Origin of the sequence: Methylobacterium sp. AMS5 (assembly GCF_001542815.1) — a bacterium.
Classification (GTDB): domain Bacteria; phylum Pseudomonadota; class Alphaproteobacteria; order Rhizobiales; family Beijerinckiaceae; genus Methylobacterium.
Genome location: NZ_CP006992.1, coordinates 1,942,072 through 1,956,075 on the forward strand (window position 1 = coordinate 1,942,072; position 14,004 = coordinate 1,956,075).

Here is a 14,004-nt window from a genome sequence, read left to right on the forward strand (position 1 = left end):
TCTCCGCCGGGGCGGCCGGAACGCATCCGGCGTGTTGCAGTGCGGTGTTTAGCCCGGTTCGGAGCCGGCGCAAACCATCGTCCGCGCAGCCGCTCTACAGCCGGTAATGCGCCGCCGCGCGCGAAAGGTTGGGATTGTAATAGGGGTCGGCCCGCAGCACCGGCTCCCAGCGCTCGCGCATCACCCGTGATTCGGCCTCGAAGCGGGCGCGCTTCTCCGGCGTGTCCTCGGCGCCCCGGCTCTTCGATTCGTGGTGGAGGAGGCGGGCCTGCGGCGTCCAGACGATGCGGTAGCCGGCCGCACGAATCCGCAGGCATAGATCCACGTCGTTGAAGGCCACGGCGAGATGCGCGGCATCGAAGCCGCCGACTTCGAAAAAGACCTCTGCGCGCATGGCGAGGCAGGCGCCGGTCACCGCGGAGACCTCCTGCGACAGCAGCATCCGCGCGAAGTAGCCGGGTTCGTTGCCCGGCAGGCCGAGATGGCTGTGACCGGCAATCCCGCCGATCCCGAGCACGATCCCCCCATGCTGGATCGTGCCGTCGGGATAGAGGAGCTTCGCGCCGACCGCGCCGATCTCGGGGTCGCTCGCGATCGAGACGAGTTCGGTGAGCCAGCCCGGCTCCAACACCTCGATGTCGTTGTTGAGGAACAACAGGATCGTGCCCCGCGCCGCGGCGGCACCCCGGTTCGACAACGCCGAGAAGTTGAACGGGCCCGGTGCGGGCAGCACGCGCAGGCGCGGCTCGGAACTGTAGCGCGCGAACAGATCCCACGTCGCCGGCTCGGTGCTGCCGTTATCGACGACGACGACCTCCAGGGCCGGATAATCGGTGCGCGAGAACAGCCCGTCGAGGACGACGCCGAGCAGTTCGGCCCGGTCGCGGGTCGGGATGATGACCGAGACGAGGGGCGGCGGCTCCGGCAGGGGGCGTATCAGCCGGCTGAACCCCTGCTCTCCCCGCTCGGCCCGGGCTCCCCTGCGCGCGGCCACTTCGGCGAGCGCCTGCAGGCGCGCCGCCTCGGCCCGCGCCAGGGCCCGATCCGAGAAGGTGCCGGAGCCGGCCGCCGCCCGCCAATGATAGAGCACCTTCGGGATGTGGCGCACCCGCTCCGCTGCCAGTCCTTCGGTCAGGCGCAGCAGCAGGTCATGATCCTGGCTGCCCTCGAAACCGGGCCGCAGGCCGCCGAGCCGGCGCAGCGTGTCGGTGCGGACCACGCAGAGATGGTTCACGTAGTTCTGGGCCCACAGCAATTCGCGGTCGTAGCCCGACTTGAAATGCGGCTCGAAGCGGCGGTCGCGTCCATCGACCTTGTCCTCGTCGCTGTAGATCAGCTCCAGATCCGGATCGGTCCGGATGGCTCCGGCGACCTCGAACAGGGCGTTTTCCGAGAGGAGGTCGTCGTGGTCGAGGAAGGCGGTGTAGGCGCCGCTCGCCAGCGCCAGGGCGTCGTTGGTCGCGCGGGCGATGTGGCCGTTCTCCGGTCGGCGCACGGCGCGGATGCGCGGCTCCTCGGCCGCGTGGCGGGCGATCAGCCGCGGAATACGCGGGTCGGTCGAGGCGTCGTCGGCGATGCAGAGTTCCCAGGCCGGATAGAGCTGGCTCCGCACCGAGCGGATCGCCGCCTCCAGCACGCGCGGATCGGGATCGTGCACCGGCATGAGCACGGAGACCAGCGGCGGCGCCTCCCATCCCGCGATCTCGGCGCGGATTCGCGCCCGCTCCGCGGCCGTGAGGCGGTCGAACCGGGCGATCCAGGCCGCGTAGCCGGTTTCGGCGCGGTGGGAGAGGGCCCGCGCGATCAGCCCGCGGGCGCGGACCTTCAGACCGAGGATGCGCCAATAGACCGCCTGCACCGTGAGGCCGGGCTGGCGGGCGCCCGCCCGTGCCACGATCCCGAGACGACCGCGGCGGCGGATGGCGAGGTCTTGCAGTACGAACGGATTCGTCCGCGACAGGGCGCTCAGCCGTAAAGCCGCGACGCCCGGCGGCAATCGGCCGGTCCAGGCGAAGGCGTCGCCGCCGAGCGGCTCCTCGACCAGCGCCACGCTCTCTCCGTCGCCCGAGACCGCGCTGACGAGGGCGCGGGCGATGCCACCGCTGCCGGCATCGCGCCAGGTCACGCTCACCCAGGTGCCGCCGAGGTTGGCGCCGGAGAGGTCGATGCGCAGCTCGGCCCCGTCCGCACCCGTCACCGGCAGCGCCCGGCCCGCGAGCGACGCTATGGGCCCGGCCCGTTCCGCCATCGCCCCTCAGGTCTCCCAGCTCTTCGAGACGGAGGCCCGCACGGCGTCGCTGAGCACGGTGTCGTAGACCACCATATCGCGGGCAAAGCGCATGCCGCGCAGCAGCTCGGCGAGCGCCAGCGTCTCGTTGGGGATCGGCAGGGGCAGCGGCAGCGGCGCCTCGATCCCGATATGGTGGAATGCGGAGGCCATGAAGGCCTCGAAGTAGTCGCGGTGGCCGACGACGTCGATGCGGGACAGCACCTCGACCGCGATGATGGAACTGCCCGGCATCAGCCGGTCCTCGGGCACGTGGGTGCTGAGCTGGCGTGTCAGGGGGTTGTAGAGCAGGTGATAGGCCGGCTCCGGCATCATTCGGAACAGCCGCTTCAGGCTCTTCACGTCGGTGAAGTCGTAATCGAGGGTGAAGGCTGCCGCCTCCACGAGGTTGCCGAGACGCCAGTGCTGCTCCGCGTTGGCGGCAAGGCTGGCCCGCTCGCGCAGCCAGTACAGGCGGCTCGCCAGTTCCACAAAGGGGTCGTGGATCATCAGCATGGTGAGCGCGCCGCTCTGGACGAAGTGCCCCTCGTAGCGCGGGAAGATGATCGAGCCGGCCATCAGGCAGGAATCGAGGGTGACGGTGTCGAACATCGCCCGCAGGATCTCGTCCGGAAAGCGGCCGATGCCGAAATACGATTGCCGGAAATAGGGATACAGCGCGGTCTGGATCACCGTTTCCGGGCGGATATGCCCGTTGAGCAGGATGACCTTCTTGTCGGTGAGGCCTGTCCGCGGCAGCCGTCGGTAGATCAGCACATTGGTGTCGACATCGTAGATCTCGAGCCGCTCGATGCCGGGAAGGCCCGGCACGTCCGTCTCACGGATCTCGAAATGGCATTGCCCGGTCGCGTGCCAGCCGAACCTGACGAAGTTCGGGTCGGCGTGGATCGCCGAGACCTCCGCCACCCGGCGCCCCTCGATGCAGACGCAGACCCGGCTGATCGCCTGCGGGTTGTCCGGCACCACCCAGCCCCGGATCACGTCGCCCTCGTCGGACGAAAGGAGAAACCGCATCCTTGTTCGCCGTCCTCGGCCCCGTATGCTGATCGGTACGCCCGTTTGTCCCGCCTCTCCCTCGCGATGCCTCCGCCGTCGGAATGCAGCCGTGAGGGGAGCGGAGGGGAGATCCGGTGATCAGTCGTCCCGCGGTGCACTCTTAGCCGATTTTTGCCGCTCGCGTGCAACGGGCTGCGGCGGGGTGGGGCCGCCACGGGACGGCATGGGGTGTTTCGAAGGAGGGGATCAGATTCCGCCAAAGTCCCGCTTGCGGAGCCGCCCGGCACCGGCTATAGCCGCGGCCTCGCAGGACACCGGGGCCACCCGGACGGCTTGCAGGGGCGCGTAGCTCAGCGGGAGAGCACTACCTTGACATGGTAGGGGTCACAGGTTCGATCCCTGTCGCGCCCACCATTCCCAGTCGGCCTCTAAGTCGCGGGAATGATTGAGAAAAAAGGGCTCCCTTGTGGGGGCCCTTTCTCGTTTCCGGCAGGGCTTGGGACCAGAACCGGGACCAGAATTCGGAAAGACCCCACTCGGGATTGGTCCCGGTAGGGTGGTCGGCGACGCGGGATCCGAGGCTCGCGGCCCCGTCCGTGACGGTCACGATCCGACCCTCTCCCCCCGCGTCGACAGCTCCAGCCCGCCGGGGCCTTCTCGATTTCGATGAGCGCCGACGGCGGCTCCAGGGACCACGGGAAGAACGTCGGCGTCCGGAACTCGCGGATGAATTCCCGGAGCTTGTCCGGATCCATCGTCTCCAGCTCGCGGAGGGCCGCGGCCTCGCCCTCGACTACCATCCGGATGAAGTCGTCTTCGGTCAGAGGTGCGCTCACGTGCGGTTGTTCTTCCTGCGGGACATCTCGGCCAACAGCCGTCCCGAACAGGGCGGCCTCGATGCCGGCGCGGTCGGCCTGTGGCGTGAGGGCGAGCTGTTCCGCGACGCGCGCGTGGAGCTCCAGCGTGTGCGTCCGCTCGATCGTCGGGCGGTCCACGTCGAGGGCGAGGAAGGCTGCCTCGGCCGGGGTGGTCCCCGGGTGGCTGTCGCGGACCGCCGCCACCGCCGCGCGGAACGCAGTCCGGTGGGGAGCCGGCATGGTGTAGAAGGCCCGGGTCACGGCCGCTCCCTCCGCTTGTCCCGGCGGGCTCTGATGGCGCCGGGGATGACAAGGCAGCCGTAGGCGACCAGGCCGGGGGCGAGCATGATGCCGGTGAACACGTCGCCCGGTGTGATGACGAAAACCGACGTCATGCGCGCCCCCCGTCCATGAGCCCGTGGGACGTCAGCACGGCGACCGCCCCCGCCAGCTGGATGTCATCGAGCCCGTCGGCGCGCCCTTTCGCGAGCACCTGCCGGATGAGCTCCCATGGGGAAGGGCCGGCCGGCGCGGGCGGGGCCCACTGCGGGGCCTTGGGGAACCGAGCGCGGAGGCAGGCCCGGGGGCCCTTGTCGATCGCCGTAGAATGTGTGGCCTGCCGCATGTCCTAGCGTCCCTGGATCACAGGACATCAGCCTGCCACGGCCGTTGGTTTCGTACTGGACGCCGACAACTAAAAACGGCAGCGGCCTGATTCGTCAGAGTCGCTCCACTAGGAGAGGAGGCCTTCCGACCCCGTATATGCGCCAACTTGTCGCGGAGTCGGATGTCGGGATTCGAGCGGTCGCGTTAGCCATTTGGAAGCCCTGTCCACAGGGCGGCGTTGTGCCCGCGGCCAGCCAGTGGCTTAGTCGGGACTCCACGCCGGGAGAGACCCTGTGACCGCTCGCAGATCGAAACGGAAACCGCCGACCGCTGCCTGAGCCCCCGAGCTCGGCGCCCGCCCGCGCGTCCTCCGTTCTGCGAGCCATCCCCGTGTCGAAGAAGCCCACGCCCCGCCAAAAGGCGGCGAATGCGATCGCGCGCGTCCGCCGCAATAGCACTCACATCACCGGCCCCCGCGAGCCCAGCAGCCCCCTCCCGCGCCCCGAAATGCTGTCGGGCGGCGAATTCGTCGAGTGGGACCCTTGTGCCGACGCCCGTGCCCGGCTCCTCTACCTGCCGCTCGACATGCTTCCCGCTCGCTGCCGGCGCGCCGTCGACGCCGCGGTCACGGACACCGGCGTCCGCACGATCCGGCGCGCCCGCGCGATCCTATTCGAGACGAGCACGAGCGAGAGCGCGGCGGTGCACGTCGCGCAGGCATGCGCGCGCGTCGAAGAGGCCCTCGCGTTCAACCTCGCCGGTCTCGGCGATCATCGCGCGGCCGCGGAGATCTCGGCAGCCGCCCTGCTTCAGTGGAGCAATTTCATCGGGGTCGGGCAACTGGATGAGGCTTTCCTGTGCCTGAGAACGGCGGTCGTTTGGGCGGGTGATGCCCAATTCGATCAGGTCGACATGCGGCAATATTCGGAGCCCAATTACCCTCGACTGCACGCCCTCGGCCTCGACGCGGCGAAGATGCTGGCCTTCGCGCAGGCCGTCTCCGATGCGGACGCCCAGATCCGCGCGGTCGACGACGTGCTGAGGGGCGGCGCCGGGATGGCCGCGCCGCCGGGGCCGGATGGCGACCTCGCTCTCGACTTCGGCGACGAGCCCGGGACCCCTCCGCCCATCGAGGAGACCCCGGCGGCACCGGCCGTCCGGACGCTCGTCGTCGTCCCCTCGCTCGGGCACCTCGCCAAGCCCACAACGTACGCGCAGGAGAGGCGAGACAGTCCCCGCGCTGAATTCGAGAAGATCGCGGGGCGCGCCCTGCCGCTGCTGCCGGCGCCCGATCCGCAACGGTTCGTCGAGGAGGGCTCGGCCGCGGCACCGTGGCTGCGGCCCGTCTACGAAGTCCTCGCGCAGGATCTTGTTGGCGCGCCGTACGCATGGCTCCGGCCGACCGTCCTCGTCTCGCCGCCCGGCACCGGCAAGACGGCCACCGTCAGGGCGGTGTCCCGCCTGCTTGGCTTGCCGCTGCGCCTTTATTCGGCTGCCGGCGCGTCCGACGGATCCTTCGGCGGGACGTCGCGGCAATGGGGCACGGGGCGGGCCAGCGTCCCCCTGCAAGCCATCCTGCAGGAACAGGTCGCCAACGTATGCATCGGGATCGACGAGATCGAGAAGTGTTCTGCTGACCGCAGGAATGGCTCGCTGGGCGACGTCCTGCTGCCCTTCCTTGAGCGGGAGAACGCCAAGTCCATCTTCGATCTTTACGTCGAGACGGGCGTCAATCTTTCGCCGATTACATACCTGGCGACGGCCAACAGCGTCAGCGGGATCCCTGAGGCGCTCCGTGATCGCCTCCGCATCATCGAGGTCCCGTCGCCGGGCATCGAGCATCTGCCGACCGTGGCGGCCAACCTCGTCGCGGAGATCCGGACGGAACGCGGGCTCGATGCGGCGTGGCTGCCCGATCTTGATGGCGAGGAGATCGAGCTCGTCGGCCGGCACTGGCGGGGCGGCAGCCTGCGCCCGCTGCGCCGGCTCGTCGAGACCGTCCTCGCCGGCCGCGACCGGCTCGCGCCGCGCCACTGACGGGAGGCCTGCCGTGACGCTTCACGACGACCTTCCGAGCATCGCCGCGCAGATCCATGCCGCGTGGCTGAGCGGTCGGATTTGCTCGCTCGTCGGGCGCGGCTGCCGCGCCCGGATCCTGCGCCTAATCCGGCTCGTCGAGCAGGGCCAGGTCCCCCCAGAGACCGCCCTTCGCCTCGCCCGCGAGACCGAAGCGGTTGCGTTCTGCCTCGCCCCCCTGCCGCCTGGAGACGACGTGTGATCCGAGATGAATTCCTGATGATCGCCAGGCGCGCCCTGCGGACCCACCGCGGCTCCGACAGCGTCACTGCCGGGGCAGTCCGCCCGTCGCCGATCGGGCCGCTCGTCGAGTGGGAAGGCCCCCTGCTGGCAAGAGAGCGGCAGCGGCGTCTTCTCCCCGGTGGCGGGCATGTGCTGGGGGCGCCGTCGGGTCCCGACCTGCTGGCCGTCCTCGTCCGCTTCCAGGCCTGCCGCTGGCGTCATGGCCCGCCGCACGCCCCGTTGACTTGGGCAGATGATCTCGCCGCCCGGCAACCACGCATCTTTCAGCACCCTCCCTGCTCGCACGCCGGGTGGAGCTGGCTATGGCAAGCCGGTGCCGAGCTGATCACCGAGCACGGGGTCCCCAAGGGCTTCCGCACGGTCGACACTAAGGAAAAGTTTGGCAGCCTCAGATGGTACACCGAAGCAAAGGTCGACGACACCTACGCGGACAATGTCATCGGTTGTATTGACCACATCTCAAATTTCGTCTGCGAATACTGTGGGGCGCCTGGACTTCTTCGGAAGGGATCATGGGTTAAGTGCATGTGCGAAGCCCACGCTCAGGGGCGGAAGCCCTTCAGGGCTGAGGAGGCTTAGGTGCGTGTCTGGATCCTGAGCGACATCCATGCTGACGCATGCCCGTGGGAGCCGCCCCCCGGGTCCCGGGTCGACCTCGCCATCGTCGCCGGCGACGTCGCCGACGGCCTCACGCGGCGGGCGATCCCATGGATCGTGCAGCACGTCCGGCCCCGGGCCCGGCATGTCGTCTACGTGCCGGGCAACCACGATTTTTGGGGGACCCGACTCCCGGACGAGCTCGCCCACGCGCGGGATCTCGCGATCGCGTCGGACATCACGCTGCTCGATGCCGGCCAGGTCCGGCATATCGAGGGCGTGCGCGTCATCGGGGCGACCCTCTGGACCGACTTCGCCGTGGGGGAGCCGCGGTGGTTCCGCGTGTGGGCGATGCGCGACGCTGGCGACCGGCTGACCGGTATGCGCGATCACCGCCGGATCCAGACGAGAGACCGGCTCGGCAGCCCGGCGCCGTTCCGGCCATTCGCGGCGCTCGCGCTGCACGTCGAACACCGCGCCAGGATCGAGCGCGTCCTCGATGAGGGACACGACGGGCCGACGGTCGTCGTCACGCACCACGCGCCCCACCCGAGGTCGCTGCCCGCAGGCGAGGCGACGGGGCCCGGGGACGCTGCGTACGCGAGCGACCTGAGCAGCATCATGCAGGGGCCTTGCGCGCCGGATCTCTGGATCCACGGGCATGTGCATCGATCGGTCGACTACCAGGTCGGGCGGACCCGGGTCCTCGCGAACCCGCGGGGCCATGACACGTCGCACCGGCGCCGGGGCGGGACCTGGATCGACGAGCGCGAGAACCCCTTCTTCGATCCCGCCCTCGTCTTGGAGATCTAAGATGCGCCCAGCCCTTGCCCTCGCCGCCATCCTCGCCGCCGGGCCAGCCCCCGCGGGCCCGAGACCCGCCCCAGGCTGGTATTGCCCCGTTGGGAGCGGCCTCCCCATCGCTATCGATGTCCCGCGCCGGGGCTCGGCCGGCATCTACGGCATGGAATGCCATGCAGTCAGCTACCGCCATGGGAAGATCCGGGGGGCCCGCTGCTTCGGCAACCACAACGCCGACATGGGCAGCCCTTACGAGACCGATCTCTTCGTCCGGGAGGACGGCTCGATCGCCCACGACGGGCAGACCTTCCGGCGGCAGGAGGGCGGCAGGCTCTGCCCGTGACCCCGTGCAGGGAAAGGAAAGCCAATCGCCGTTCGCTTCCTCCGGGCATGGGAAAGGGGGCCGCGGCGGTCCCGGGCCCCTGGTGGTGAAGGGTCCGCAGACTGTGCGGACCCTAGTCGAAGAGGGTTTCCTCAGCCTTGGCGGCCTCCTCGATGGCCTTGCGCGCCAGCTTCCGCTTGTGGGCTAGCCAACGGTGCGCAAGCCACGTCTGACCGGCCGGTGTGACGAGCGTCTGCTCGCGCACCTTGCCGTCCTCGCACTCGAACTTGCGCGCGACCATGTACCCATCGTCGCGCAGGTCCGCCCGGGGCTGGAGCCAACCGCTCTCCATGAAGATGAAGCCCCGGCGCTTCATCCAGTCGAAGAACTCGGTCTGCCGGGCGTTGAGGAGGCGGCAGACCGTGCGGAGGTTCTCTCTCTTCCCAGTGGCCATGAAGGCCTCGAACACCTCGACCTTGTGCGCGGCGATCGCCAACTCCTTCGACTGCGCGGCCACGGTGGCCTCGGCCATCTCGGCCCTCTCCCGCATCTCCTGCGTCAGCTGGAGGAGCTGCGTGGCGATGACGGCGAGCTGCCCCTGGTCGCGCACGTTGATCTCGGCGCCACCGGCCGCACGGGACCTGAGCTGCCGTTCCATCGCCTCGAACGCGCCGTTGTAGTCGACCTTCCACCGCAGCGCCCGGGCCCCGGTGAAGCCCATGGCCAGGATGCTGAAGCCGGACCGATCCATGAGGTAGCAGGTGTACGTCCGGCCGTTCTGGGGATCGACGTACGAGCTCTCCACGAAGTAGCCGTGGATCGCGGGGGTGTCCTCAGATTTGAGGAGACCCCTGATGTCCCGGACGACGTTGTCGTGGCGCTTGCTAAACATGGCCGCGACGTTGCGGCTGTCGGCCATGGGCCGGCCGTCGATGATGGCGACGACCGGGACCGGCGAGTGTTCGCGGATCGGGGTGATCGCGTTCATCAGGCGGCCCTCCCACCGGTCGGCGATGGGCCGGTGACGTCGGCCGCGTCGATCTCGACGACTACGAACTCGATCTCCATGAGATCCCTCTCCAGGGCGTCCGGCAGCTGAATGCGGTCCCCAAGGCCGGGCGCGCCGATGATGATGACGGTCCTGTATTCGTCCTTCAACGCCCTGGTGTAGGCCGCCTCGACAGCCTGCTGGGCGTCCCGGCCGCAGACGGAGCTCGCGTGCGTGCACAGGACGACTTCGCCATCGCGATCGGCGATCCAGCATCCCTCCGCCCGCAGCATCGGCACGGCGAAGGGCGTGGCGTCCTTCAGCCACCGGCCCGGGTCCCGGCGGAACGCGGCCTCGCGGGCCTTGTCGGCCACGCGGTTCGCCTTCTGCTCCTCCTCCACTTCGCGCATCAGGTCGCGGACGTCGGGCGGGGCCCCCTCCGATCGCTGGATCATCTGGGCGAGCCAGGCGAGCGTCGCGAGCCGCAGCTCGGGGAACGTCGGCTCGCGGTCGGGGACGTCCCGCGCGAGGACCGCTGCGTGCGCGGCGCGGGCGTCGGTCCGCCCCCACAGCACGGCTTGCTCGTAGAAGGCGACCTCTTCGAGGATCCGGGTCGTCGTCAGGAGGCCCGCCTGCAGGCCCTCGATTTCCCTGGCCGAAATGGCCGCGGCGGGGCGCGCGACGAGCTCGGAGATGTTAATGTCGGTGCACGGTTCGGTCATGGGGCTCCATCCCTTGGCTGACCAGGTCCGGGGCGGCGGCTTCCCTCCGCTTCCCCGGGCCGCCCTGCCGGCGACTGCCGGTGGCGACGCGTCAAGGAGAGCCTAGTCTTCGAAATTTGTAAATAGCACCAAAAAAATTATACCTGTCGCCTAGCGAATGGGTGACGACCCGGTTATACCTCTCTGCATGTACCCGACCCCTCCGATGCTCCGTGCCGCGCGCACCCTCCTCGACTTGAAGCAGGACGAGGCTGCGCGTCTTTGTCACACCTCGCTCAAGAGCCTGGTCGCGGCCGAGAAGGGCGAGGCGAGCCGCGCAATCCTGCACAAGCTGATGGGCGGCTATATGGGGGCCGGCATCCGCTTCGACGGTTCGCCGGACTATCGGACACAGATCGTCACGCTGGAGCTGGACGAGGCTCCGGCGGATCCGCAGATCCCGGAGATCTAAAGAATTCTTAGGCCTGCCCGACCTCTCGAAGGGTACTCACTCGGCGAGTACCCTTCGGCCTGCGAGGTGCTCCCCTGATGAGCTGGCTCGGCGGGGCGCCCCATCGCATGAGGCAGGCGTAGGCGGCGTCTTCACCGGTGAGGGCACACCACGCGACAAGCGCCCTCACATCGCGCTGTGAAGGCCGGAAGCGGAGGCGGCCCCCCCAGTCCTCGTCGGCCCGCCTCACGGCCGCCCCCGCTCGAACGGGCGCCAGGTCGCGCGCTCGGCCGTCCTGACGAGGACCGTAGCGATCCTGTCCCGAATTTGGGACATCTCGCCGGCGGTGTATCCGGCCACGGGGCCGGGCCGGCCATCGCCTGCAGCAAGCGGACCTGCCGGGCGAGGTTGTCCGGTGACGGGGCGGGAAGGCTCCGCATCACGTGCGAAGCCCTTCGGCTGCATCGAGAGCGACCAGAGCCCGTTCGAGGGCCGCGGCGAGGTCCTCGGGCAGCGGACGATCGGGCGGCAAGTCTAGGTACCACCGGCGCCATGCGACGAGCCGATTGGCCGCGTCGATGACGGCCTGCGTCGCATCAGCGATCTCAACGGCCATGCCGACGCCTCCTCGGCGGAGTGACGGCGGCGAGCGCGACCGCCACCTCGGCCGGCGCCGGCGGCGAGGCGATCGGGCCCGGCCGGAGGACCGCAGCCGGCCCGCTGAATGCGACAAACAGCACAGCATAGGGGAGAAGGCTCTCCTAAGCGGGGCGGTTTGCCGAATTCGACCGACGCGCGTACCCTCTGTCTGTTCGCGGGAGTGCTGCCCTGCGAGCGTTCGGAACACCTCGCTGAATGTCGCCCTCCACTCTCCCTTCACAGTCCGACCGTGCCGCGCTCCAGCGCGCGCATATCGCGTTGCTCCATCCCCAGGGCTCGCGCGGTCAGGTCTGCACGGCTCGCGCCGCACGCGACGGGCACGGATGGGACGAGGGCCTCGTCGCCCCGAGCTCAAAGGCGATCTCCGAGCAGCTCGCCGCCGCCGATGTCGAGTACGCCGGCCAGCTGCGCTTCACCGGGCGCCGGCACTCGGCATGCGTCACCGGGATAGGCAGCGGCTACCTCGACCTCGACTTCTACAAGCCGAACCTCCCCTACGCCGACGCCACGGCCGAAGAGGTCGCCTCGATCCTCATCGGCGCCTTCGAGGCCGCCGGCGTCCCGTGCCCGTCCTTCGTGCAGGACAGCGGCCAGGGCGCCTACACGATCTGGGCCTTCACACAGAGCATGGACGGCCAAGCCCTGCCGCGCTGGCAAGCCGCCATGAAGGGCCTGCGCGGTCCCGTGCTCGATGCGGACGGCAACCTGCCCAAGCGCCGCGGCGCCATCGACCCCAAGCTCGCGGCCTTCGAGACCCGCATGCTGCCCCTGTGGCGCGTCCTGCGCGACCTCGGGCTCGACCGCGGCGCCATCGACCCCGCCCGCGTGCTCCGCGTCATGGGTGCCCTGAACCCGAAGACCGGCCGGATGTCATGCCTCGCGTGGCCGTCCTCGATCCAAGACATCGAGCGCATCGACTTCGACGCCTGGTGCGACGCCTTGGTGCCCTACACCCGCGCCGAGCTCCGGCAGCTGCGGGCCGAGCGCGAGGTGTGGAAGTCGGCGAACCCCGATTACGTAAAGGTCGAGCGTCGCCCCCGGCGCCTGAGCGGCTCCAAGTGGGCGCTTGTCCTCGGGGACCTGATGCGCCTGCTCGACCACCGTGGCGCCAACTGGTTCAAGGCCAACCGCAAGCGCGATTGGTGGTGCCTCATCTCGGCAACCGCGATCTCGATGACCTCCGGCGGCACCGCAGAGGAATGGGCCGAGCGCCTCGCGCCAATGATCGGCCTGCCCATCGGCGAGGTCACCGCGTCCCTCTCGGGCGTCGAGCGCGGCATGCAGGCCCACCAAGCCGGCGAGCGCCGGGAATGGAACGGCGCCGAGAGACCCTCCTTCTACGACTTCTCCTACGCCACGATCATAGACCGCATGTCGATCTCGGCCGACGAGGCTGTCGAGGCAGGCCTGCGGGTTCTCGTCCCGGGCGGCGCAACGCCCCTGACGGCAGCCGAGCGCCAGAGGGCCAGCCGGACCGCCCGCGCGGTCGTCCGCGCCCCTCGGGACGTCCAGGCCGAGGAGCGCATGGACTGGGGAGCCTACGCTCTGATGATGCGCCGCGACGGTGCAACCTACTCCGACCTCGTCGAGGCGTTCGGAAAGTCCGAGGACACCATCCGCCGCGCGATCCGCGAGGCCGAGGCCGCCCTGTCCGAGCCGGCTCTCGCCCCTGTCGTCGTCCCGTCCTTGTCCGAGCCGGTCCAGACACCCGACGATACGTCACATCATATAGTGGTCGTAGACCCGAGCGAGCCCGCCGCCCCGGCTGACGAGGTCCCGGTCAAGGTCCGCTTCACCCCGTTCTACGCCGAATACCGGACATCGACGGCGGCGTGGGCCGAGGTCCGGGAGAGGATCGGACGGGACGAGCACGGACGGGACAGGTGGCGGATCGAGCACCGGTGGGACCTGCCGCTGATGCCGGTCGCTGCCGCCCAGATGCCGCACGTCGGGCCCCGCAGAACGGCCGACGACGCCTTCTGCCTGGCCGTGATGGGGCAGGTCGCCCGCGCCGCGGCAACCGACCGTCGCGCCCTCCGCAGGGGCTCAGCGAGGCTCTCCGCCCGTCCCCTGGCTCTCGCCCCGCTCGATGCCGAAGCCGATGTTCGCCGCTACCGAGAGGCGTCCGGGCGCTGAGGTTTCGTGCCACCAGCCCTTGTGGCAGGCAGGGGCGCGCGGTACATTCCTTGGGCCTTCAGCGGCGGGATGCAGCACATCTCTGAAGCCCGTCCCGGGATCCGGGGCGGGCTTCTTCATGTCTCGGAAGCGTGACGTGGAAGCGGTGACGGGGCCTGCCTTACGGTCCCCCCATGACCCTCCCCATCAACGTAGTCAGCTCTGTATGCGATCAAGTCGCGGCCTGGCAGGAAGCCTTCCTCGGCGAGGCGAACCTCGACCGCTTCCGCCGGGCCGCCGCACT

Annotated in this window: 14 protein-coding genes and 1 tRNA gene; 8 read left to right on the forward strand and 7 right to left on the reverse strand. The window is 69.6% G+C overall.

The genetic code is table 11. From position 1 onward, the window contains the following. Positions 1-94: 94 nt before the first annotated feature. A complete protein-coding gene (locus Y590_RS08710; RefSeq protein WP_060769507.1) occupies positions 95-2,248 on the reverse strand; it encodes a glycosyltransferase family 2 protein in 2,154 nt (717 codons plus the stop codon). Positions 2,249-2,254: 6 nt separating this feature from the next. After that, entirely contained in the window at positions 2,255-3,301 is a 1,047-nt protein-coding gene (locus tag Y590_RS08715; protein WP_060769508.1) for a hypothetical protein, read from the reverse strand. A gap of 321 nt (positions 3,302-3,622) precedes the next feature. Between Y590_RS08715 and Y590_RS08720 the strand changes: the two genes are divergently transcribed. Further along, positions 3,623-3,697: transfer RNA gene (locus Y590_RS08720), tRNA-Val, on the forward strand. A gap of 14 nt (positions 3,698-3,711) precedes the next feature. Here Y590_RS08720 and Y590_RS08725 read toward each other — a convergent pair. Both Y590_RS08725 and Y590_RS26800 read right to left on the reverse strand, forming a co-directional pair. Beyond that, positions 3,712-4,401 carry a hypothetical protein gene (locus tag Y590_RS08725; protein WP_060769509.1) on the reverse strand — a complete coding sequence of 230 codons (690 nt, stop codon included), beginning with the start codon at positions 4,399-4,401 and terminating at the stop codon, positions 3,712-3,714. After that, complete coding sequence (locus tag Y590_RS26800; protein ID WP_158509741.1) at positions 4,398-4,535, reverse strand: hypothetical protein; 138 nt, start codon at positions 4,533-4,535, stop codon at positions 4,398-4,400. Before Y590_RS26800 ends, Y590_RS08725 begins: the two co-directional genes overlap by 4 nt. Before the next feature lie 601 nt (positions 4,536-5,136). Here Y590_RS26800 and Y590_RS08735 point away from each other — a divergent pair. The 5 genes from Y590_RS08735 to Y590_RS08755 are packed head-to-tail and all read left to right on the forward strand — an operon-like array spanning position 5,137 to position 8,806. Beyond that, positions 5,137-6,783 (forward strand): AAA family ATPase, encoded by a 1,647-nt coding sequence (locus Y590_RS08735; protein ID WP_144439952.1) that lies wholly within the window; start codon positions 5,137-5,139, stop codon positions 6,781-6,783. 13 nt (positions 6,784-6,796) lie between these two features. After that, positions 6,797-7,024 carry a hypothetical protein gene (locus Y590_RS08740; protein ID WP_060769512.1) on the forward strand — a complete coding sequence of 76 codons (228 nt, stop codon included), beginning with the start codon at positions 6,797-6,799 and terminating at the stop codon, positions 7,022-7,024. Further along, positions 7,021-7,644: a hypothetical protein gene (locus Y590_RS08745; RefSeq protein ID WP_060769513.1), complete on the forward strand. Its 624-nt coding sequence runs from the start codon at positions 7,021-7,023 to the stop codon at positions 7,642-7,644. Before Y590_RS08740 ends, Y590_RS08745 begins: the two co-directional genes overlap by 4 nt. Then, positions 7,645-8,475 (forward strand): metallophosphoesterase, encoded by an 831-nt coding sequence (locus Y590_RS08750; RefSeq protein WP_060769514.1) that lies wholly within the window; start codon positions 7,645-7,647, stop codon positions 8,473-8,475. It abuts the gene before it with no gap. A 1-nt stretch (position 8,476) separates the two neighbouring features. Further along, entirely contained in the window at positions 8,477-8,806 is a 330-nt protein-coding gene (locus tag Y590_RS08755; protein ID WP_060769515.1) for a hypothetical protein, read from the forward strand. Positions 8,807-8,918: 112 nt separating this feature from the next. Here Y590_RS08755 and Y590_RS08760 read toward each other — a convergent pair whose 3' ends face one another. After that, a complete protein-coding gene (locus Y590_RS08760) occupies positions 8,919-9,773 on the reverse strand; it encodes a phage regulatory protein/antirepressor Ant (protein WP_060769516.1) in 855 nt (284 codons plus the stop codon). Further along, a complete protein-coding gene (locus tag Y590_RS26805; protein WP_060769517.1) occupies positions 9,773-10,495 on the reverse strand; it encodes a hypothetical protein in 723 nt (240 codons plus the stop codon). Before Y590_RS26805 ends, Y590_RS08760 begins: the two co-directional genes overlap by 1 nt. Before the next feature lie 205 nt (positions 10,496-10,700). On the opposite strand from Y590_RS26805, the gene Y590_RS08770 reads away from it, so the two are divergent. After that, positions 10,701-10,946, forward strand: coding sequence for a hypothetical protein (locus Y590_RS08770; RefSeq protein ID WP_060769518.1), 246 nt, complete (start codon positions 10,701-10,703; stop codon positions 10,944-10,946). Between the two features lie 418 nt (positions 10,947-11,364). On the opposite strand, the gene Y590_RS26990 is transcribed toward Y590_RS08770, so the two are convergent. Beyond that, positions 11,365-11,541 carry a hypothetical protein gene (locus Y590_RS26990; RefSeq protein WP_201026778.1) on the reverse strand — a complete coding sequence of 59 codons (177 nt, stop codon included), beginning with the start codon at positions 11,539-11,541 and terminating at the stop codon, positions 11,365-11,367. 239 nt (positions 11,542-11,780) lie between these two features. Here Y590_RS26990 and Y590_RS08775 point away from each other — a divergent pair, with 239 nt between their 5' ends. Further along, complete coding sequence (locus Y590_RS08775; protein ID WP_060769519.1) at positions 11,781-13,721, forward strand: hypothetical protein; 1,941 nt, start codon at positions 11,781-11,783, stop codon at positions 13,719-13,721. Positions 13,722-14,004: the final 283 nt, after the last annotated feature.